This window comes from Tardiphaga sp. vice304, assembly GCF_007018905.1.
Classification (GTDB): Bacteria; Pseudomonadota; Alphaproteobacteria; order Rhizobiales; family Xanthobacteraceae; genus Tardiphaga.
Map to the genome: position 1 here is coordinate 5,039,316 of NZ_CP041402.1, position 20,194 is coordinate 5,059,509.

General features: G+C 64.7%; 22 protein-coding genes and 1 pseudogene. 6 read left to right on the forward strand and 17 right to left on the reverse strand.

Annotated features, from left to right (window positions below; translation table 11 throughout):
- Window positions 1-33 precede the first annotated feature (33 nt).
- Both FNL56_RS24085 and FNL56_RS24090 read right to left on the reverse strand, forming a co-directional pair.
- Window positions 34-474 (reverse strand): MaoC family dehydratase, encoded by a 441-nt coding sequence (locus FNL56_RS24085; protein WP_143575355.1) that lies wholly within the window; start codon window positions 472-474, stop codon window positions 34-36.
- Window positions 475-493: 19 nt separating this feature from the next.
- Window positions 494-970, reverse strand: a complete 477-nt coding sequence (locus FNL56_RS24090) for a MaoC family dehydratase (RefSeq protein WP_143575356.1) — start codon at window positions 968-970, stop codon at window positions 494-496.
- Window positions 971-1,069: 99 nt separating this feature from the next.
- Here FNL56_RS24090 and FNL56_RS24095 point away from each other — a divergent pair, with 99 nt between their 5' ends.
- From FNL56_RS24095 to FNL56_RS24105, 3 genes are all read left to right on the forward strand, one after another.
- Window positions 1,070-1,840, forward strand: coding sequence for an IclR family transcriptional regulator domain-containing protein (locus FNL56_RS24095; RefSeq protein ID WP_143582417.1), 771 nt, complete (start codon window positions 1,070-1,072; stop codon window positions 1,838-1,840).
- 93 nt (window positions 1,841-1,933) lie between these two features.
- Window positions 1,934-2,809, forward strand: a complete 876-nt coding sequence (locus tag FNL56_RS24100; RefSeq protein WP_143575358.1) for an amidohydrolase family protein — start codon at window positions 1,934-1,936, stop codon at window positions 2,807-2,809.
- Window positions 2,806-4,029, forward strand: coding sequence for an O-antigen ligase family protein (locus tag FNL56_RS24105; protein WP_143575359.1), 1,224 nt, complete (start codon window positions 2,806-2,808; stop codon window positions 4,027-4,029). Before FNL56_RS24100 ends, FNL56_RS24105 begins: the two co-directional genes overlap by 4 nt.
- A gap of 7 nt (window positions 4,030-4,036) precedes the next feature.
- Here FNL56_RS24105 and FNL56_RS24110 read toward each other — a convergent pair whose 3' ends face one another.
- The gene (locus FNL56_RS24110) at window positions 4,037-4,753 is read right to left on the reverse strand and encodes a glycosyltransferase family 25 protein (RefSeq protein ID WP_143575360.1); all 717 of its coding nucleotides are present in this window, start codon (window positions 4,751-4,753) and stop codon (window positions 4,037-4,039) included.
- A 281-nt stretch (window positions 4,754-5,034) separates the two neighbouring features.
- On the opposite strand from FNL56_RS24110, the gene FNL56_RS28660 reads away from it, so the two are divergent.
- Window positions 5,035-5,157, forward strand: a complete 123-nt coding sequence (locus FNL56_RS28660) for a hypothetical protein (RefSeq protein ID WP_256365959.1) — start codon at window positions 5,035-5,037, stop codon at window positions 5,155-5,157.
- Between the two features lie 123 nt (window positions 5,158-5,280).
- A complete protein-coding gene (locus FNL56_RS24115; RefSeq protein ID WP_143575361.1) occupies window positions 5,281-6,051 on the forward strand; it encodes a FadR/GntR family transcriptional regulator in 771 nt (256 codons plus the stop codon).
- A 67-nt stretch (window positions 6,052-6,118) separates the two neighbouring features.
- Here the strand turns inward: FNL56_RS24115 and FNL56_RS24120 are convergent, their stop codons facing one another.
- The 7 genes from FNL56_RS24120 to FNL56_RS24145 form a co-directional block, all read right to left on the reverse strand.
- A complete protein-coding gene (locus tag FNL56_RS24120) occupies window positions 6,119-7,411 on the reverse strand; it encodes a TRAP transporter large permease (protein ID WP_143582418.1) in 1,293 nt (430 codons plus the stop codon).
- Between the two features lie 25 nt (window positions 7,412-7,436).
- Complete coding sequence (locus FNL56_RS24125; RefSeq protein WP_246660777.1) at window positions 7,437-7,985, reverse strand: TRAP transporter small permease; 549 nt, start codon at window positions 7,983-7,985, stop codon at window positions 7,437-7,439.
- 204 nt (window positions 7,986-8,189) lie between these two features.
- Window positions 8,190-9,194, reverse strand: coding sequence for a TRAP transporter substrate-binding protein (locus FNL56_RS24130; protein ID WP_143578340.1), 1,005 nt, complete (start codon window positions 9,192-9,194; stop codon window positions 8,190-8,192).
- A gap of 256 nt (window positions 9,195-9,450) precedes the next feature.
- A complete protein-coding gene (locus tag FNL56_RS24135; protein ID WP_143575364.1) occupies window positions 9,451-9,984 on the reverse strand; it encodes a DUF2478 domain-containing protein in 534 nt (177 codons plus the stop codon).
- A 42-nt stretch (window positions 9,985-10,026) separates the two neighbouring features.
- Entirely contained in the window at window positions 10,027-10,158 is a 132-nt protein-coding gene (locus tag FNL56_RS28665; protein ID WP_256365913.1) for a hypothetical protein, read from the reverse strand.
- Between the two features lie 71 nt (window positions 10,159-10,229).
- On the reverse strand, window positions 10,230-10,829 hold the full coding sequence (gene wrbA / locus FNL56_RS24140; RefSeq protein ID WP_143575365.1) for an NAD(P)H:quinone oxidoreductase: 600 nt from the start codon (window positions 10,827-10,829) through the stop codon (window positions 10,230-10,232).
- 45 nt (window positions 10,830-10,874) lie between these two features.
- Window positions 10,875-11,573, reverse strand: a complete 699-nt coding sequence (locus FNL56_RS24145; protein ID WP_143578342.1) for a pirin family protein — start codon at window positions 11,571-11,573, stop codon at window positions 10,875-10,877.
- A 90-nt stretch (window positions 11,574-11,663) separates the two neighbouring features.
- On the opposite strand from FNL56_RS24145, the pseudogene FNL56_RS24150 reads away from it, so the two are divergent.
- Window positions 11,664-12,567: pseudogene (locus FNL56_RS24150) on the forward strand (LysR substrate-binding domain-containing protein).
- 168 nt (window positions 12,568-12,735) lie between these two features.
- Here the strand turns inward: FNL56_RS24150 and FNL56_RS24155 are convergent.
- The 7 genes from FNL56_RS24155 to FNL56_RS24185 all read right to left on the reverse strand — a co-directional run bounded on the left by FNL56_RS24155 (window position 12,736) and on the right by FNL56_RS24185 (window position 20,063).
- Window positions 12,736-13,632, reverse strand: a complete 897-nt coding sequence (locus FNL56_RS24155; RefSeq protein WP_143575368.1) for an efflux RND transporter periplasmic adaptor subunit — start codon at window positions 13,630-13,632, stop codon at window positions 12,736-12,738.
- Window positions 13,629-13,838, reverse strand: a complete 210-nt coding sequence (locus FNL56_RS24160; RefSeq protein ID WP_143575369.1) for a DUF1656 domain-containing protein — start codon at window positions 13,836-13,838, stop codon at window positions 13,629-13,631. The genes FNL56_RS24155 and FNL56_RS24160 overlap by 4 nt, the downstream gene beginning before the upstream one ends.
- The gene (locus tag FNL56_RS24165; RefSeq protein ID WP_143575370.1) at window positions 13,835-15,895 is read right to left on the reverse strand and encodes an FUSC family protein; all 2,061 of its coding nucleotides are present in this window, start codon (window positions 15,893-15,895) and stop codon (window positions 13,835-13,837) included. The genes FNL56_RS24160 and FNL56_RS24165 overlap by 4 nt, the downstream gene beginning before the upstream one ends.
- The gene (locus tag FNL56_RS24170; protein ID WP_143575371.1) at window positions 15,892-16,368 is read right to left on the reverse strand and encodes a MarR family winged helix-turn-helix transcriptional regulator; all 477 of its coding nucleotides are present in this window, start codon (window positions 16,366-16,368) and stop codon (window positions 15,892-15,894) included. The genes FNL56_RS24165 and FNL56_RS24170 overlap by 4 nt, the downstream gene beginning before the upstream one ends.
- A 317-nt stretch (window positions 16,369-16,685) precedes the next feature.
- Window positions 16,686-17,291 (reverse strand): hypothetical protein, encoded by a 606-nt coding sequence (locus tag FNL56_RS24175; protein WP_143575372.1) that lies wholly within the window; start codon window positions 17,289-17,291, stop codon window positions 16,686-16,688.
- A gap of 111 nt (window positions 17,292-17,402) precedes the next feature.
- A complete protein-coding gene (gene acuI / locus FNL56_RS24180) occupies window positions 17,403-18,389 on the reverse strand; it encodes an acrylyl-CoA reductase (NADPH) (RefSeq protein WP_143575373.1) in 987 nt (328 codons plus the stop codon).
- Window positions 18,390-18,665: 276 nt separating this feature from the next.
- A complete protein-coding gene (locus FNL56_RS24185; RefSeq protein WP_143578343.1) occupies window positions 18,666-20,063 on the reverse strand; it encodes a cell wall hydrolase in 1,398 nt (465 codons plus the stop codon).
- Window positions 20,064-20,194: the final 131 nt, after the last annotated feature.

Below are 20,194 nucleotides of genomic sequence, written 5' to 3' on the forward strand. Positions count from 1 at the left end.
TTTTGAGGTGCGCGACTTAGGTCGCAACTACCATTAGGCCGTCAGCGGAAACTCAACCATCGCCTCACCGATGGCTACTTTTTCGTCGTTATGGTTGCGAACCAGCACATCGATCAGCACCCAGCGCGAGCGCTCGGTGCTCTGCTTGGCCTTGATGATACCAACGGGCTGGATGGTGTCGCCCGGCTTCACCGGCTTGACCCAGCGCGTTTCCAGCCTGCGGTGCACCGCCCCGGCGGGATAGGCCCAGTCGGTGATCATGCGGGTGATCAGGCCGAAATTGTTCATGCCATGCATGATAATGCCGCCAAAATTGGTCTTGCCGAAATTGTTCTTCATGTAGTCGTCGTCGAGATGCAGCGGATTGTAGTCGAGCGATCCGTCGCAGAACAACCGGATCGATTCCCGTGAAACCGGAAAGGCCGGGCCGTCGATGGTATCGCCGATGGACAGCGAGTCGAATGTCATCGTCATGTTCAAATCCTTTTCTTTCTCACATCGGCCGGATGGTGTGGCCGCGGCCGGAACAGATGACGTCGCCGTGCTGGTTGAAGAACACGTTGTCATGGACGACGAACAGCCGCTCGCGCTTGATGAACTTGTCGAGCGCACGGGCCTGCAGGGTGATGGTATCGCCCGGCCGCGCCGGCTTGTTGTAGCTCCACGACTGGCCGGCATTCACGGTGCCGGGGGTACGCATCCAGTCGTCGGCCGGCGTACAGGAAAACATCAGCAGGATGTGAATCGACGGCGGCGCAATCAGGCCGCCGAACGGCGTCGTCCTGGCATAGGCCTCGTCGAAATACAGCGGGTGGGTCTCGCCGACCGAGCGGCAGTACAGTTCGATGGCTTCCCGGGTCAGGACATAGGGAAGCGTCTTGCGCGGCTCGCCCGGGACGATGTCGTCCCAGACCTTGCGTAGATTGGCGTCCTTCCAGAAATCGGTCTCGAAAGCTTTCGCTTGCGCCATGGCGCCCTCTCCAATATTGTTCGCTAGGCGAACTTTATAGCCGCCTTGTGAACATTATAGAGCGGGATTTTTGCCACTGGCAAGCCCGGGAGAAACTTCATGGTCAAGGAGAGCGACGGCTTCGTACGGTCGATTGCCCGCGGCTTTGCCGTTGTGGAAGCGCTCGGCCTGCCGCCGGGGCGACATACGCTGTCCGAGGTTGCCCACGTTGCGGAGCTCAGCCGCGCCACGGCCAGGCGGATGCTGACGACGCTGGTGGCGTTGAAATACTGCGAGGCCGACGGACGCTACTTCAGCCTGCGACCCCGGGCGCTCGGGCTGGGCCTGTCCTATCTGAACGCCCTGCCCTATTGGGGCTATGCGCAGCGCGCGCTGGAGGGTCTGCGCAACGAGATTGGCGAATCCTGCGCGCTGGCGGTGCTCGACGAAACCGAGATCGTCTATGCGCTGCGGCTGCCGGCGCGGCGGATCCTGTCGGCCAATCTCGGCGTCGGCAGCCGGCTGCCGGCGCATCTGGTGTCGCTCGGCCGCGTGTTGCTGGCAGCGCTGCCGGCAGAGCCGCGCGCGCATTATCTGGCCACAGCCGAGTTGAAAAAGGTGACCCCGCGCACCGTCATCGATGCCGATGCGCTTGCCGAACAATTGCAGCTGACGGACGAGCAGGGCTACGCTTGGGTCGATGGCGAACTCGATCCCGCGATCTGCGGCATCGCCGTTCCGGTACGCGACCACGCCGGCAAGGTGGTCGCGGCGATCAGCATCAATACGATCTCGGGCACCATCGACGAGGCCGCGGCCAAAGCGAAATTTCTGGTCGCACTGCGGCGTACGGCCCAGGATATCCGCACCCAAACCTCGCCGGCCGGATGAACGCTACGGCGCGACACGGCTTTTAATGCGCAGGCCTTTTTGTTAAGGCGACAGGCCTGCGAGATGAATGTGCAGGCCGAGGGAGTTGCCGGCATGAAGCTGATCGATCCGGACGAACTGGTCGCCATCGATATTCATACCCATGCCGAGGAGCCGTGCGGCTGCCATGGCGACGACGGCTATGACGACTTCCAGGCCAAGATGGCGGAATATTTCAAGTCGCCGCACAAGCACCCGCCGACCGTGCCGGAGACCGCGGCCTATTACCGCGAGCGCAAGATCGCCGCGGTGATCTTTCCGGTCGATGCCGAGCGCGAGACCGGCTTCCGCCGCTACAGCAATGACGAGATGATCGAGCTGACACGCCAGAACGCCGACGTGCTGATCCCGTTCGCCTCGATCGATCCGCACAAGGGCAAGCTCGGCGTCCGCGAGGCGCGCCGCCTGATTGCCGATTACGGCATCAAGGGCTTCAAATTCCACCCGACCATGCAGGGCTTTTATCCCAACGACCGCCTGGCCTATCCGCTCTACGAGGCGATCCAGGAAGGCGGCGCTATCGCTTTGTTCCATACCGGCCAGACCGGCGTCGGCTCCGGCATGCCGGGCGGCATGGGGATGCGGCTGAAATACTCCAACCCGATGTATGTCGACGATGTCGCGGTGGATTTTCCCGACATGAAGATCATTCTCGCGCACCCCTCCTTCCCCTGGCAGGAAGAGGCGCTGTCGGTCGCCACCCACAAGCCGAACGTCTATATCGACCTGTCAGGCTGGTCGCCGAAATACTTCCCGCCGATCCTGGTGCGCTATATCAACTCAATCCTGCAGGACAAGATGCTGTTCGGCTCGGACTGGCCCGTGATCATGCCGGACCGCTGGATGGCCGATTTCGCCAAGCTCGACATCCGCGACGAGATCCGGCCGAAGGTCCTGAAGAACAACGCACGGAAGCTGCTCGGAATATGACGAAAAAAGAGTTGTCGGGCAGGCTGGCGGACGCCCGGCACTATGCGGCGATCGCGACCGCCTTCGCGCTGCCGCTATCGACCAGCGCGCAGGCGATCGCGGTGTCGATCTTCGCGGTGCTGGCGATAGTGACGCTCGACCGCGCGCGCTTCGAGGCGACGTTGCGGATGCCGGCGGCCTGGCTGCCGGTGGCCCTGTTCGCGCTGATCGCGCTCGGCACGCTGTGGTCGGTGCAGCCGACATTCGGCCTCGCGGCCAAGTGGATCGGCCCCTATGCCAAGCTGTTGCTGATCCCGCTGGTGATGGCCACCGCCATCACGCGAAGACAGGCGCTGCAGATCGGCTACGGTTTTCTCGCTGCCTGCCTGATCCTGCTGGCCCTGTCATGGGCGTCGTTCCTGTGGCCGACCGGGCCGTGGACCTGGTTCAAGGCGCCCGGCGTACCGGTCAAGGACAATGCGGTGCAGAGCGGCTGCTTTGCGCTGTGCGCCTTCGGGTTGGCCTTCGGCGCGTTGCGGATCTGGGGCATCGATCGCCGCCGCGCTGTTGCGATGGGCGCACTGGCGCTGCTGTTCCTGGCCGACGTGTTCCTGATCTATCTGTCGAAGACCGGCGCGATCATGGCCGCGGCGCTGCTCGGCCTGTTCCTGCTCCATATCGGCGGCTGGAAACGCATGATGCTGGTCGGGATGCCGGCGGTGATCGTGGTCGCGGTGGCGCTCCTGGCTTCGGCGCCGGCGCAACGCCGGCTGGCAGAGATCGGCACCGATATCAGCGCCAGCCAGGGCACGGTCGGCGGCGGCGAAACCGTATCGACCGGCGCGCGGCTGGATTTCTGGCGCAAGGCCGTCGATTTCGTGAAGGCGGCCCCCCTGCTCGGCCACGGCACCGGCAGCATTAAGCCGCTCTACCAAAGCCTGGAAGCGACCCGGCCCTCACCCTATGGCGAGGCCACGCCCGATCCGCATAATCAGACGCTGCACGTCGTGCTACAGCTCGGCCTGATCGGCGGCGCGCTGCTCTGGGCGATGTGGATCGCGCATGCGCGGCTGTTCCTGGCTCGCGACATGGCCAGCGTGTTCGGCCAGGCAATCGTGCTGCAGAACGTGATCGGCGGGTTGTTCAACAGCCACATCTCGGCGGTGACGCAAGGCATGCTGTATTGCCTCGCGGTGGGATTGCTCGGCGCGATGGTGATCGCGAATGAAAAGAAGCTGTAGGCCTTAGCTACTTCAGCTTTAGCCAGCGCTTCAAATAGCGCCTTCGAAATTTCTGCACGGCGAATTGCACGCGCAGCCGGGTCTGGCCGTGACCCTTGCGGTCGAGCGAACTCTTGAACGCGCCGTTGAGGCTGCCCTGCTCGGCCAGCGGCGGCTCCGGCCACAGGAACGGGATGCCCAGCGCGGGATCGGCGGTGTTGAAGGCGATGTCGATCGGCTCATGCATCGGATGCCGCGAGATCCAGTCGAGCCGCGCTTCTGCCTCGACCGCGCCGAGAACATAGGCCTCCATGTTGCGGACGCGGTTGCCCTCATAGATCAATTGGCCCGGGCGCAATTGCGCCGCTGGCGTGTAGAAATTGGTGGCCGCACCGAGGTGCAGGATGCGTGGCCGCGGCCAGTTCTGCGCTTCCTCCAGCACGCGCCCGAGTTGCGCGCAAAAATCCGGCACCAGTTGCGCGTCGTCCTCGAATACCAGCGCCAGATCCTGGCCGCGCTCGCGGATCCGCTGCATCGCGACGATGTGCTTCAGCGCGCAGGATTTCTGCCGCAAGGTGAGATCGGCGCCCTCCGCAAAATACGCCCGGTCAACATCCGAGGTGATCTCGTCGGCGTCGAAATCCAGCACCCATTCGAAGGCGATGCCGGCGCGGTCGAGTTCGCGCTGGATATGAGCGGTGCGCTCGGGCAGCGATTTGGCGTGGATCACATAGGCCGGCAGCATCGAACCGTCTCCCGAGGCGCGGCTGCGCCTCTGCGCCGCCGGTATAGGCAAAAAACACCCGTCTGGAAATGCCGGTCGGCGTGCCGACCTTCAGGGGCGCGGCTGTCTCCAAGCCAGCCGGCGAGAACGTTTCGCCTGCCTAACGCCCGACGGAGAGAACAACACCAACGCCGCCAGAGCAGGCGCGATACGCCTGTCGCTATTTTCGTGGAGGCCTCGACAAGGTGGCTGCGGCGCACGACGTTCCACTCGTAATGCTGATCGAACACCGGAACGCGATCATGACGCCCAACAACCCGTCGCCGAACAAGCTGCGCGCCAAAACCGGCCTTGGCCGCGCCTGGCGGCTGGTGTCGTCGTTCTTTTCCCTCGCCGCGCGCAGCCTGCCCGCCGCCGGGGTCTGATCTCTCCCTGAACAACACTGGTTGAAGCCGCCAATGCAGCGCGGCAGGCGCGGTCGATGCGCGACCTTTTGGCCGACGTCCGTGCTTGCACGCGTTTCGGCGCGATGCTAGCCAACTTGTACGATGACCCTACAAGAACGCCACAAACCAGCGCGCAAGGGCGCCCGTTCGACGTCGCTGCTGCGGCCGCTCGATCCGGTGCGCCGGCGCACCGAGGACGTGGTCGAGCGCATCAAGTCACAGATCACCGAAGGCCAGTTGGCACCCGGCGCCCGGCTGCCGACCGAAGCGGCGATGATGGCGGCGATGGGCGTCAGCCGTACCGTCGTACGCGAGGCGATTGCGGCGCTGCGCGCCCGTGGCTTGGTGATCACCCGGCAGGGCGCCGGCGCCTTCGTCAACGCGGAGGCAAACCGGCAGCCTTATGCGATCGACCCGGACGGGCTCGGATCGCTGAGCAGCGTGATCGAGATCCTGGAGTTGCGCACCGCGGTCGAGATCGAGGCCGCCGCCCTTGCGGCCGAGCGCGCCACGGCGGCGCAACTCAAGGCGATCGCCAAGGCCGCCGCCACCTTCAGCCGCGCCATCGCCCATGGCGACCGTGCGGTGAAGGAGGATTTCGACTTTCATTTCGCAATCGCCATCGCCACGCAGAATTCGCGCTTCGTCGGCTTCCTGGAATTCCTGGGCGGGCTGATCATTCCGCGGCAAAGCATCCGGACCTTCGAGGGCAAGGCCGATCTGCAGCAGCGCTACCTCGAAAGCATCGAACGCGAACACCGGCTGATTCTCGACGCCATTACCGCGCGCGATCCGCGCAAGGCCCGCGACGCGATGCGCAAGCATCTGGTGAACGGCAAGGAGCGGTATCGGCGGTTGGCGGACGACGTCTAGCGCAGGCCCTTACACTGTCGTCCCGGACCAGTTTGCGCAGCGAACGCAGAGCCGGGACGACATGCGCTTAGCGAAACCCGAATGCGTGCGGCAGGGCCATCGAGAACCACGGGACATAGGTAACCAGCATCAAGACCGCGAGCATCGCCCAGTAGAACGGCCAGATGCCCTTCATGACCTCATCGACCGAGACCTTGGCGATGGCACATCCCACAAACAGCGTAGTGCCGACCGGCGGCGTCAACAGGCCGATGCCGAGGTTGAGCAGCATCACGATGCCGAAATGCACGGGGTCGATGCCGAAACTCTTCACCACCGGCAGCAGGATCGGCGTGCAGATCAGCAACAAGGGTGCAAGGTCGAGAGCGGTGCCGAGCACCAGCAGCATGATGTTGAGATACATCAGCAACACGTATTTGTTCGACGAGATCGCGACGAAGAACTCGGTCATCTTGGCCGGCATCTGCATCAAGGCCGCGACATAGCCGAAGCACGACGCGGTCGCCACCAGCGTCAGCACCATCGCCACCGTCTGCAGCGTGCGATAGGTCAGCATCGGCAGTTCCGACCATTTGTAGTCGCGGTAGATGAACATGGTGACGAAGAACGCCCAGACGCAGGCCACCGCCCCCGCCTCGATCGGCGTGAAAACGCCGGTCAGGATGCCGCCCAGCACAATCACCAGCGTGATGATGCCCCAGGTCGCGTCGCCGAGCATCTTCAGCGCCTGGCGCATCGGCACCGGCTCCCCCTTGGGGTGGCCGTCGCGATAGGCGATGTAGAGGCACAGCAGCATGATGGCGAAGCCTAGCAAGAGGCCCGGCACGATGCCGGCCAGAAACAGGCTGGTGATCGAGACCACGCCGCCGGTGGCCAGCGAATAGATCACCGCATTGTGGGAGGGCGGCACCAGGATCGCCTGCACCGAGGTGGAGATCGTAACATTGGTGGCGAACACCCGCGGATAGCCCTTGGCCGCCATCTGCGGGATCATCACCGATCCGATCGCCGACGTATCGGCCACCGACGAGCCGGAGATGCCGGACATGATGGTGGTAGCGAGAATGTTGACCTGCGACAGGCCGCCGCGAATCCGTGTGAAGCCGACCAGTACCGCCGCGAAATCGACCAGCCGCCGCGCCATGCCGCCTTCCGCCATGATGGCGCCAGCCAGCACGAAGAACGGCACCGTCAGCATCGACACCTTGCCGACGCCGCTGGAGAGCTGCTGCATCACCGCCGCCACCGGCAGATCGATCCACAGCGCGCCGACCAGCGCCGATAGCGCCAGCGCGAAGGCGATCGGCATGCCGACCGCAAAAAACAGACACATACTGAGCAGCAGAACGGCGATGTCCATGTGGTTTTCTTTTTCTTGTTGCGGACTAGTCGAGCGGCACGTGAGCGTCGCTGCCATCCTGCGGCGGCGGACCGATGGTGAGGCGTTCGATGACGAACAGCAGCATCATGGCACCGGACACCGGGACCGGCAGGTAGGTGATGCCGACCGACAACGCCGGAAATTCGTCGACCGAGTTTCCCCACGTCGCCAGTACCAGCTTCATGCCCCAGATCAGCATGAACAACGCCACTACGCCCATCAGCAATTCGCTGATGAAGGCTGCACCGACGCGCAGCCGCGGCGACAACAGGTTGGTGCCGACGGTCATGTTCATGTGGATGCGCTGGCGATAGCAGTTCGCCGCGCCGATGAAGGTGACGGCGATGGTCAGGAGCACCGCGAGCGGCTCCGGCCAGGACGCCGCGCTGTTGAGGATGTAGCGGGTATAGACCGCCCACGGGATGATCGCCGAGATCAGCACCAGCGCGATGCAGGACGCGACCGCACCGGTCCAGTACAGCATGTTCATCGCGCGCCGGAAGGCGGCGGCGGCAGGGCCGGTATGACCTCCTTCGGACCGTTCAATTGGCATGGTGATCTTCGACACAACTTCAGACATCACACCCCAGAAGTAATGATGCGGTAGCTTCTCAGCCGTCGTCCCCGCGAAAGCGGGGATCCATAACCTCGGTCCTATCCATCAGGACGCGACCATCTCGGCCGTCCCGCAACACGACGACATCGAGTATGGGTCCCCGCCTTCGCGGGGACAACGTGTTGAGAGAACCGCGTGTAACTAGCTCACCGACGCGATACGCTTGGTCATCTCGGCGTATTTGGTGCCGTACTTGTCCCACACCGGCTTGACGGCATCGCGGAACGGCGCCTTGTCGATGGATGTGATGACCTCGGTGCCGACTTCCTTCATCCTGTCGAGCGCGGTCTTCTCAGCCGCGTACCACAGCACGCGCTGCTCGGCCTGGGCTTCGCGGCCGAACTTCTTTACCAGCGCCTGATCGTCCGGCGTGAGCTTGCTCCACGACGCCCTCGAGAACACCAGCAGTTCCGGAATGATGAGGTGCTCGGTCATCGAGAAGTGTTTTGCGACCTGGAAATGGTTCTGCGCCACGAAGGTCGGCAGGTTGTTCTCGGCGCCGTCGACCACACCGGTCTGCATCGCGCTGTAGACCTGGTCGAAACCCATCGCCACGCCGTTGCCACCGAGCGCGTTCATGGTGTCAATGAACAGGGGATTGCCGATCATCCGGATCTTCAGACCCTTCAGATCGGCGAGGCTCTTGATCGGCCGCTTGCTGTTGTAGATGTTGCGCGAGCCGGCATTCATCCAGCCGAGCGCCACCAGCCCGGTCTTCTCGTTGGCCGTGATCTTGTTCAGCAGTTCGTTGCCGATCTCGCCGTCGAGCACGGCTTCCATGTGCTTGGCGTCGCGGAACACGAACGGCATGTTGAAGACGTTGACGTCATCGACCACCGGTCCGACCGCGCCGACCGAGATGCGCGCGATCTGCAGCGCGCCGACCTGGGCCTGCTCGATGGCTTCCTTCTCGCCGCCGAGCTGCATGGAGGGAAACATCTGGATGCTGAGCCGGCCGTTGGTCGCGGCTTCCAGCTTCTTGCCCATCGCGATGACGGATTCGACCGTGGGATAGCCCAGCGGGTGGACGTCGGAGGCCTTCAGCACCATCTTGCTCTGGGCCAGCGCCGGCGCGATACGCCCGAGACCCGTGGCGCCGACGGCCAGTGCGGCGAGGCCGCCTTTGATCACATCTCTTCTCTTCATGGACGAAATCCTCCCTGTGAATTTCCCGATTCCGGCGCGTTGGCCGGTGACATTCTCGCCCCGTTCGGGGTCGATCAGAACAAGTTTAGCAGCAACAGTGTAGGAGCGCCCGCAGCCTTCGTCCACCGGCAACCCGGCCACGCACAACGCCGCAAAGTTGTACGATGACCGGACATCTAGCACCGGCCCGCAGGGCGGGCAAGCGGTGTCGATGCAACCGCTGCCAAACTAAAGTCGAGCGTGCAGGATGCGGAGCTCAGGCCGACAGCGCGGGCTCGGCATCGGCCGCAACCGTGCTCCACCAGCCATCAAGCGCCGGACGGTCACAGGTGAGTTGGACGGCCATGCCGTCGGAGAACATTTTCCAGGCCGCCAGTCGCGCGTCGGGCACGGCGATGACGACCGGGATCTCTGCGCTCAGCGCGCGCTCGATCAGGTAGGACAGGCCCTTGCCTTCGATTTCCTGGCGGCCGAAGCGGTTGATGATGACAAGGTCGGCGCCGTCGTCGATCGCTTTCGCTACCAGAGTGCCGGCAGCCAGCAACTGTCCGACGTCGAGCTTGCAGCCGGTGGAGCCGCGGCCGAGATCCTGAAACAGCCGCATCGTCTCGTTGCTGTGCAGCAGCAGCGCCGAGAGCTGCGGCGGATCTGCCAGCGGATCGCCAAGCTGCACCAGACCGACAGCACGCATTCCGCGGCCGTTGAGATCGGCCGCAAAGCCGCGCAGCAGCGCGTCGGGATCCTGGCTTTCGTCGTAGATCAAGGCAGCGATGCGGGGCGTGTCGGACATCCGGCAAGCATGCTGCCGCAGCGCGCAAAAATCAAATGCAGATCAGCGCGGACCGCATTCCGGACAGCGGTACTCGCCCGTGGTGACGCGGTGCAGGCCGCGACACACCCATTGGCGCGCCATGGCGTGGATCGGCCGTCGGGCCATCTGGTAGATCAGATACATGTCAAGCATGGCGGGATGTCCTTGAATCCAGGCGTATAAGGGGCGGCATCCGGAAACCGGAATGCCGCCCCGTTCACGCATCAGCCATGCAGCTTCTTGGCGGTCTCGGCGATCACACGGCCCTGATAGCGGGCACCGGCGAGTTCATTCTCGCTGGGCTGGCGGCTGCCGTCGCCAGCCGAGATCGTGGTCGCGCCGTAGGGCGAGCCGCCAGTGACTTCGTCGAGCTTCATCTGGCCCTGGAAGCCGTAATTCAAGCCGACGATGGTCATGCCGAAATGCAGCAGGTTGGTGATGATCGAGAACAAAGTGGTCTCCTGGCCGCCATGCTGAGTAGCGGTCGAGGTGAAGGCGCCGCCGACCTTGCCGTGCAGCGCACCCTTCGCCCACAACCCGCCGGCCTGGTCGAGGAAGTTGGCCATCTGCGAGGCCATGCGGCCGAACCTTGTGCCGGTGCCGACGATGATGGCGTCGTAATTCGCGAGATCATCGATGGTAGCGATCGGGGCGGCCTGATCCATCTTGTAATAGGACGCCTTGGCGACCTCGGCCGGCACCAGCTCGGGCACCCGCTTGATATCGACGGTGGCGCCGGCTTCGCGGGCACCCTCGGCGACGGCATTCGCCATCGTCTCGATGTGGCCATAGGCGGAGTAGTAAAGAACGAGAACTTTGGTCATGGTGGGCTCCTTCGGGGTTGGATCGGTTGGAGGACGGGTTCGTCGTCAGGCCGCATCGACCAGCACGAGTTCGAAATCTTCCAGCGCGGTAATGGTGACGTTGGCTTCATCGTGGATTGCGACGCCGTCGCGTGTATTGACGAAAACACCGTTGATCTCGACGGAGCCCGTGGCCGGCACCAGATAGCCATTGCGTGCGGCGTCGAGCGCATAGGGCACGGTCTCACCCGATTTCAGCGAGGTCGCCATCACCCTTGCATCGGCCCGGATCGGCAGCGCCGCGGTATCGGCCGCGAAGCCGCTGGCGATGGTGACAAAGCTGCCGGAGCGATCGGCTTTCGGAAACGGCTTGGCGCCCCAGCATGGCTGGCCGCCCTCGACCTTGGGCTCGATCCAGATCTGGAAAATCTTGGTAGTGCCCGGCTCCAGATTATATTCGGAATGGCGGATGCCGGAGCCGGCACTCATCACCTGGACGTCGCCGGCCTCGGTGCGGCCCTTGTTGCCGAGGCTGTCCTGATGGGTGATGGCGCCCTCGCGGACATAGGTGATGATTTCCATATTGGCGTGCGGGTGCGCCGGGAATCCGGTGTCGGGATGGATCTCGTCGTCGTTCCAGACGACCAGATTGCCGATGCCGGAATTCGCGGGGTCGCGGTAGCTGCCGAACGAGAAATGATGTTTGGCCTTGAGCCAGCCGTGATCGGCGGCTCCGAGTTCATTAAAGGGTCGAAGCTTGATCATGACGAGGTCTCCGGTGAAACGTCACCCTAGATAGGCCCGCTCAAAACGTGCATAAATAGAAATGATAGAAACTCATCGTTCAGGGTTTTGATGGCAAAGCTTCCCGATTTCGAGGCCCTGGCCATTTTCGCCAAGGTTGTCGAGCTGCGTTCCTTTGCGGCCACTGCGGCGGACCCTCGGCCTATCCACCGCGACCGTCTCCAAGGCCGTCAGCCGGCTTGAGGAGCGGCTGGGCGCACGGCTGTTCAACCGCACCTCGCGGCGGATCGCGCTGACCGATGCGGGGCGCACGCTGGCGCTGCGGGCGTCGCAGCTATTGGTGGATGGCGAGCTCGCCGAGAGCGAGGCGCTGGCGCAATCGGCGACGCCGCGTGGGCTGGTACGGCTCGCGGTGCCGATGACCTTCGGCACCAAGACGCTGGCGCCGCTGCTGCCGGAATTTCTGGCGACCTATCCCGAGGTGTCCATCGACCTCAGCCTCAGTGACGCCACCGTCGACCTGATCGGCGAAGGGTTTGACGCTGCGATCCGGATCGCCACCCTGCCCGACTCCTCGCTGCTCGCCCGGCGGCTGTGCGACATGCCGCGCCATGTCGTGGCTTCGCCTGCGTACTTTGAAAAGCACGGCCGGCCGACCCACCCGATGCATCTCGCCGATCACGCCTGCCTCGGCTACACCTATCTCTCGACACCCGGCGTCTGGCATTTCAGCAATGCCGCCGGCGGGACCGCCAGCGTGCGGCCGGCCGGCCCGCTGCGGGCCAATAATGGCGAGGCGGTACTGCCGGCGCTGCTGGCCGGGCTGGGGATTGCTGACCTGCCGGAATTCATCTGCGGCGAGGCGCTGGCGTCCGGCGAGCTGGAAGCGGTACTTACCGACTGGTCGCAATCGGCCAGCGGCGTGTATCTGGTCACCCCGCCCGGCGGCCCGCGCCCGGCACGCGTCGAAGTGCTGCTGGACTATCTGGCGAAGAGACTGGGGCGTAAAGTGTAGTTTCCTTACCCTCCCCTTTTGAGGGGGAGGGTAAAGAACCTCAATCGGAGCACAATAGCTCGCAGAGCTAATTCGATCGCGCACCACCGATAGCTAGGCGTGTATGGGTCCCCGCTTTCGCGCGGACGACACAGTGTTTGAAGCGTTGTCGGAGCTAAACAGAAGCGCTCAGAACGCCTTCGCCACACTCGTCCCATCCTTCGCCACGATCTCCACCGTCGCCGTGCGCCCCGCCACCAGCGCCGTGCCTGGCGGCAGCGGGTCGAGCGCGATGCGGACGGGGACGCGCTGGGCGAGGCGCACCCAGCTGAAGGTCGGAGTCACATTGGCGAGCAGATTGCTGCCCTCGCTACGGTCGCGATCCTCGATGCCGGCGGCGACGCTTTCGACGCGCCCCGTCAACCGCCGGGAATCGCCCATCAGCTGGATGTTGACGGCGTCGCCGACATGGATGCGCGACAGCTTGGTCTCTTCGAAATAGCCTTCGACATGCAGGCTGTCGGTATCGACCAGCGCCATCACGCCCTTGCCGGCGCTGACATAGGTGCCGGGCCGCAGATCCATGTTGGAGATCTGGCCGTTGACCGGTGCGTGCACCTCGCTGCGATCGAGGTTGAGCTGCGCGATCGCCTGGTCTGCAACCGCCTGATCCAGCGACGCCTTGGCCAAGAGCTGTGTCGCCTGCACCTGTTCCTGTTTCTGCTGCGTCACCGCCGCCGGGCTCAGGTCGCGATAGCGCTTGAGGTCGAGTTCGGCCTGTTCGAGACTGGCCCGCCGGCCCGCCACGACGGCCTCGGTCTGCTGCAGTGCCAGCCTGAAGCGCTCGCGGTCGATCCGGAAGATGACATCGCCACGCGTCACCTTCTGATTGTCCTTCACCACGATTTCGGTGACGAAGCCCGAAACATCCGGCGCCACGGTGACGACGTCGGCGCGCACGCGTCCGTCGCGCGTCCACGGCGCGTCCATGTAGTAGACCCAGAGATAGCGGCCGACCGCGACGGCGGCGGCCACCATCAGCAGGGTGACGGCAAAGCGGCGAACGAACCCGACAGTATTCTTCATGGCAGCAATCCCGACGAAAGATAGACAACGCCGCCCAACAGGCAGACGAAAAGGGCAAGGTCGAACAGCGCGGGGTGCCAGACGTAATTATACAGCCCGCCGCGGACCATCAGCGGCCGCAGCAGCGCGCCGATCAGATAGGTGAGGATCAGCCACAGCAGCAGCGCCGGCACGAGTATCCCGAACAGATCGATCTCGAATCTCATGCCGCGACACTCCCGGCGTTGGAAAGGTGCTCCGGCCGATAGGCCGCGGCGTCAGGAAACAACCCGCGACGTATGCCGACGAGGCCGATCAGCGCATCGCCGCGTGCGTCGTCGCGGGTCTCGGTCATGGCCTCGGCCAGCGCGTGATCGATCCGCGTCAGCAGCGCCCCGGGCATCGCGCCGCCCTCGTAGCGGCGGAAATCGGCGGCGAGTTCATCGAGCATGGCGTCGATGGCAGCCAGCGTCGCCGGCGACAGGTGGTGCCTCGCGCGGCGCAGATCGACGATATTGAGACCGACGCGCAATTCGCGGAGACTGTCGATCTGGCTGAGTTTACTGTCGGGCATCGCAGCAAGGCGCGGCGCCAGGAGGCCGATCCGGTTCAGCATCAAACCGGCAAACGCCGCGCGATCACGGTTGCCGCGACTTTCGGCGGCAAAGGCCAGCGCGGTCCACCCCTTGCGCATCAGACGACGCACGCTCCACTCGGCGCCGACCGAGCGCGCCAGCAGAATGGTGATGGTCGATATCTCGGTGCCGACGAAGAAGGTCAGGCCGCCATTGGCGAACGAGGCAAAATCGGCGCTGTAGGTCGCCTGCAGCGCCATCAGGCTGGCCGTGTTCGCGGCGAGAATCATGCCGATGAAGAAGGTCGAAGGCCGCGCGATCAGGAGGCCGAACAGCAGGAACGGCGGCGCCAGCGCGACCAGCAACACTTCGACATTGCTGATCCCCGGCAGGATCGCAAACAGATAGAGCGCGACGATGATCATGCTGACCAGCGTCCATTTGGCGAAATTGCGCAGGCCGACCGAAGGATCGTCCATCTGCGCGAAGAAGGAGCAGCCGACCGCAGCCATCATCGGCGCCGAGGCGCCGTCCGCCCAGCCGGTCAATATCCAGAACGCGCAGCACATGAGAATCGCGAGGATCGCGCCACCCGCCGACCACAGCGCCATGCCGTGATCGACATGGCGCACCGGCGCGACGCCGGCCTCGGGCCGGAACATCAATCTCGCGCCGTCCGGCCGGCCACCTCTCGCGATCGCCTGGCTCAGCGCGCGGCAATCCTGCGAGATGTCGACCAATTCGCGCATCCGCATCAACAGGCTGACGATCATGATCTCGTTCCACGACGACCCGCCATGCAGCACCGGCAGTTGCGCCGAGATCGTGGCGCGCAGCTCATCCGCTGGATCGCGTTCCATGCCGCTGCCGATCCAGCGCGACAGATCGTCGACCAGCGCCATCAGCTTCGGCTGGCTGGTGCGCGCATCCTCGCCGAGCGCGGCGAGGCGATCGGCGATCGAGGACAACAGCGGCAGCAGCGTCAGCATGCGCAGCCGCAGCGCGCGCAGCCAGCGTGGCGTGTCGCGGCTGACGTTGCGATCATAGGCGAGATGGTAGGACAGCATGTCGAGATCGACGATGTCGGCGGCGAGCTTGAGCCGCAGCTCGCGCGTCGCCTGGTCGGTGCCGTGGCCGGCAAGGACCTGCTGGCTGACCTTCCGCGCCCGGGCGAGCCAGCTATCGACCTGCGCCGACACCGCGGGACCTACGCTGCGCGGCAACACGATGGTCGAAACGATACTGGCGCAGAGAATGCCTAAGATGATCTCCTCGCTGCGCGACACCGCGGTATCGAAGATCAAAGACGGCTCCGACACCGAGGGAAAGCCGATCAGCGCCGCGGTATAGCCGGCCAGCATGAACATGTAGCCGCGCGGCGTCTTGTCGAGCAGCGAGATGTAGAGGCAGAGCCCGACCCACAAAGCGAGGCCGAGACTCAGCAGCTCCGGCGAATTGACGAGATTGGGTACCAGAACGACGCTGGCGCAGGCGCCGATCAGCGTTCCGGCTACGCGGAAGAAGGCTTTCGAGCGCGTCGCGCCGGCCAGCGGTTGCGAGGCGATGTAGACCGTGGCCAGCGCCCAATACGGTCGCGGCAGGTCCATCGCCAACGCGAACAGCAGCGCCATCACGGCCGCCAGAAAGGTCTTCAGCGAGAAGATGATGTCGGCGTGACGGACCAGGAAGGACGGACGAGTGGCGGTCATGATCGAGCTTCCGTCTCCCCTGTTGCGTCAACGGCGTCGTTGGCAGATCGTTCGATCCGGCGCAGAACATCGAAGGTAACGTTGAGTTCGTCGGGCGAGACGCCCTTCATCAACGCACTGCGGACGCGGCGCATCACCCGCTGGACCTCGTCGGCCTTGGCAGCGCCCAGCGCCGTCAGATGCAGCATTTTGGCGCGGCGGTCGGTCGGGTCTTCGCGGCGCTCGACCAGGCCCTCGGCGGCCAGCAGATCGATAAGCCTGACCACCGACGGCCCTTCCAGGCCCATCTCGTCGGCGAGCACGCCCTGGCGCACGCAAGTACCATGACGCGACAGGATCAGCAGCGGATGGGCGGTGGCCTCCGACAGCCCATGCGCGCGCAGCGCCTGGTCGGCGCGCCGCCGCCACACCCGCGCCAGCCGCGCGACCAGCAGTCCGAGTTCCGCCTGGATATGGGTTTGCGAATGCACCATGCCGAATTAGATAGGATGCTATCGATTAGGCTGCAATCGACAGGTGGCCATGGCGGGTTCACAGGTGCGTGTAGCCCGGATGACAATCCTGGGCCGGCACATCCTCATGCACGCTGTCCCCGGATTGCGTCGCCGCGCGCTTTGCTCGCGCCGACTTCATCCGGGCTACATCGAAGTGCAATCGATATGCGGCAAATCGTGGGGTGGGCGAAGGCGGATGCGCCGTGCCTACACCTTGCACGCGGGCAATGGTGGACACGCGCCGTCGCGCTGCGCGCCACGTCGCTTTGCCCACCCTATGATGGCAGCGGTAATCGTCAGTCCGTCGACTTGCGCAGTTCGGAGGCGCCTTCGGCCCGGGCCGCATCCGGCTTCACCGAGCCGGTCGGGATCGATTCGATCTTGCCGATCTCGACGCGCGGGGTGGCGACGCGGGTGACGGTCTCACCGGCTGAGGCGCCGGCATCAGCGGTGCGCGGCGCGTCGGGCGCGCGCAGCGAGCGCGGGCGGGCGATGGCGCGGGCCATCAGCATCTGGCCGCCTTGGTGGCGGAAGTCGCAATAGGCGAAGCCCATGCCGGAGACGGCACCGCGGAAGCTGCGCTCATCGTTCTTGACGAGATTGAAGCAGGGCTCGAACGGCAGGCCCTTGATCGAGGCGCAGATCGCCTGGCCGCGCACCTGCAGCGTATTGCCGGGCAGCCGCATGTTGCGCGAGGGGCCGGAGCCCGAAAACTGGACGGCGCCTGCCGCGCCGCCATCGTCGAACACGCGGCCGGCGCCGCGGGTGCCGTCGAAACAGGTAAAGGCAAATACCTTTCCGGCGACGAATTTGCGGGCTTCATCCGCCGTCATCGAGCCAGCCATTGCCGGCATCGCGACGAATGCGGCAAACACGGCTCCCAACAAGAAACGCGCAACCATAGGATACTCCGACCAACTGAGCGCGGATGACCGCCAGACGCCTTTACCCGCTGCTTACCATACCAACCGTGGCAACAATGGAGCACGGACGTTGGTAAAGTCTGAACGCGCTCAGGAAATCTTTACCACGATTCGACCGCGGACCTGGCCCGCCAGCACCCGGGCACCGGCGTCGACGACGCCGTCGAGATCGATTTCCTGAGTAATTTCAGCGAGTTTTGCAGAATCCAGATCCGTCGCCAGCCGCGCCCAGGCCTGTTTGCGCAACTCGATCGGGCACATCACGCTATCGATGCCGAGAAGACACACGCCGCGTAAAATGAACGGCGCGACGGAGGACGGCAGGTCCATGCCAGCGGCGAGGCCGCAGGCGGCGATGGCGCCGCGATATTTCGTCATCGACAGCAGGTTCGCCAGCGTGGTCGAGCCGACGCTGTCGATGCCGCCCGCCCAGCGCTCCTTGGCCAGCGGCTTGGCGGGGCCGGACAGTTCGGCGCGGTCGATGATTTCCGCGGCCCCCAGCCCCTTGAGGTAGCCCTCCTCCGCGGTGCGACCGGTCGACGCGATGACGTGGTAGCCGAGCTTCGACAGCACCGCGATCGCGACCGAGCCGACGCCGCCGGCGGCCCCCGTCACCACCACCGGGCCGTCAGCGGGCGTCAGCCCGTGCTTCTCCAGCGCCAGCACCGACAGCATCGCGGTATAGCCGGCGGTGCCGATCGCCATCGCGTCACGCGTCGTCATGCCGTCCGGCAGCCGCACCAGCCAGTCGCCCTTGACCCGCGCCTTCTCGGCATAGGCGCCCAGATGGGTCTCGCCCATCCCCCAGCCGTTGCAGATCACCTTGTCGCCAGGCTTCCAGCCGGCATGGCTGGAGCTCTCCACAGTGCCGGCGAAGTCGATGCCGGCGATCATCGGAAACCGCCGCACCACCGGCGCCTTGCCGGTGACGGCGAGGCCGTCCTTGTAATTCACCGTCGACCACTCGACGCGCACTGTCACGTCGCCCTCCATCAGTTCGGCCTCGTCGAACTGCGTCAGCGCCACCGAGGTGCCCTTGTCGGCCTTGTCGATCCGGATTGCCTTGAACATGCCCAACGCGCCGCTCCCTGAATGATGATGTTGCTTTGTTGCAATATGCCGCGCGATGGCGGCAAACACCACAGCAGGCGGCCGGACATGCTGCATGGCTGGTGAGCGGCGCGCTCTTTCTTCCCTCTCCCCTTGTGGGAGAGGGTGGCTTCGCGAAGCGAAGACGGGTGAGGGGGTGCCACGTGCACTGTCGCCAACGCCCCCTCATCCGTCACGGCCTTCGGCCGTGCCACCTTCTCCCACAAGGGGAGAAGGAAGAAAGAGCGTGGATTGTCGGTGCCCTTACGGCTTCAGCACGGCCAGCTTGGCGGATATTTCCGCGGTCTGCGCGGCGGTACCCCAGCTTGGCGCCTCGCGGCCGTCGCCCCAGTTGCGTGGGCGATAGAAGGTGTGAACGCCGGTGCGGTACATTTTCTTCATTTCGTGCACCCAGGACGGATGCACCCAATACGCATGATAATGCGTCGATTTCGCCACTTCCGGCAGCCAGATACGACCGTCGAGCGTCGCCTTGGCGATCTTGCGGGCGCGCTCGTACATGTCGGGTTCCTTGACCACGTCGGGAATGCCGTCGCAGGCGAAGGTGAACTGGCAGGCCAGCTTGCGGTGCTTGTTCTGATACACGACGCCGCACACGGTGGTCGGATAGAAGCCGGAGAACGCGCGGTTCAACACCACCTGCGCCACCGCCATCTGGCCACGCACCGCCTCGCCGCGGGCTTCGAAATAGATCGCCTCCGTCAGGCACTTCTCCTGCCTGGCGCGGGCCTTGTCGTCGAACAGGCCGAGCCGTTCGGCCGGCGTCTTGACGTGGGTCACGGCGTTGACCTCACCCTTCCCGGCGACGCTCTCGCCGCCCTTGGCGGGATCGGCGGCAGCCGGGAGCTGCGCCCCGGTCTTCATGTCGGGATCGCGCGCCGACGGCGCCGGCATCACGATCATCGGCTCTTCGCCGGGCTGCCATCTCTCCAGCGCGCTGCCGGCGGCGCCGAGCGACGAACGGCCGAAGAACAGGCTGGCGGTCTTGACCGAGAAGCCATCTTTCGGCGGCGCGGGGACGACGGCGATGACAGCGGTGTCCGGCACCAGGCGAGGATCGGAGACCGGCTGGGTTTCGAGCGAAGCATCATACTGCTGCAACGGCGGCGCCTGCAGCGCTTCGGCGAGTTCGGGATCGAGCGGCGCGCTGTCTGCCGGCGACGCATCCACGGTCTTCGCGCCACGCACCGAAACATTGTCGTCGAGCGAATGGCCAGTCGCCGGCTGTTCGCCGGACATCGCCGGATTCGGCGTATGCAGCGCGAGGCGATCGCCCTTCAGCGTGCGATCGACGGTCGGGAAATCGGCGGCTTCGTAGCGGCGCGGCGCCTGCACCAGCGGATTGCGCGTCAGCGCCCCGGTGATGTCGTCGCCCGAGGTTTCGAAACGGGCGAGCTGGAAGGTGGGATTGCGCGACGAGGTGCCGATCGGACGGCCGAATGAGAAGGTCGCGACCTGGATCGAACTCACGGCGGAGGCAACCACGCGCTTCTGCCAGCGCTCGGCAACTCCCGGCTGGCGCGCCAGCAACGAAGCGATATCCTGGTAGCCCACCTCGGTCGGGAACACTGCAAAGAAGCAGAGGCCGAGACCGAAGAGCGCAATGGGCGCGCCCTTCGGCCGGTTACGCATTACTGACATGATACGCCTACGCAACGCTTACAAAACTGGATTGATCTGCACTTCCGTACATTTCGATCTGTTTCGTTAGTACGGAATCAAAGTTGCCGCGGAGTTAATCCGCGATACCGCCGCGACACAGGCAAGCGGCG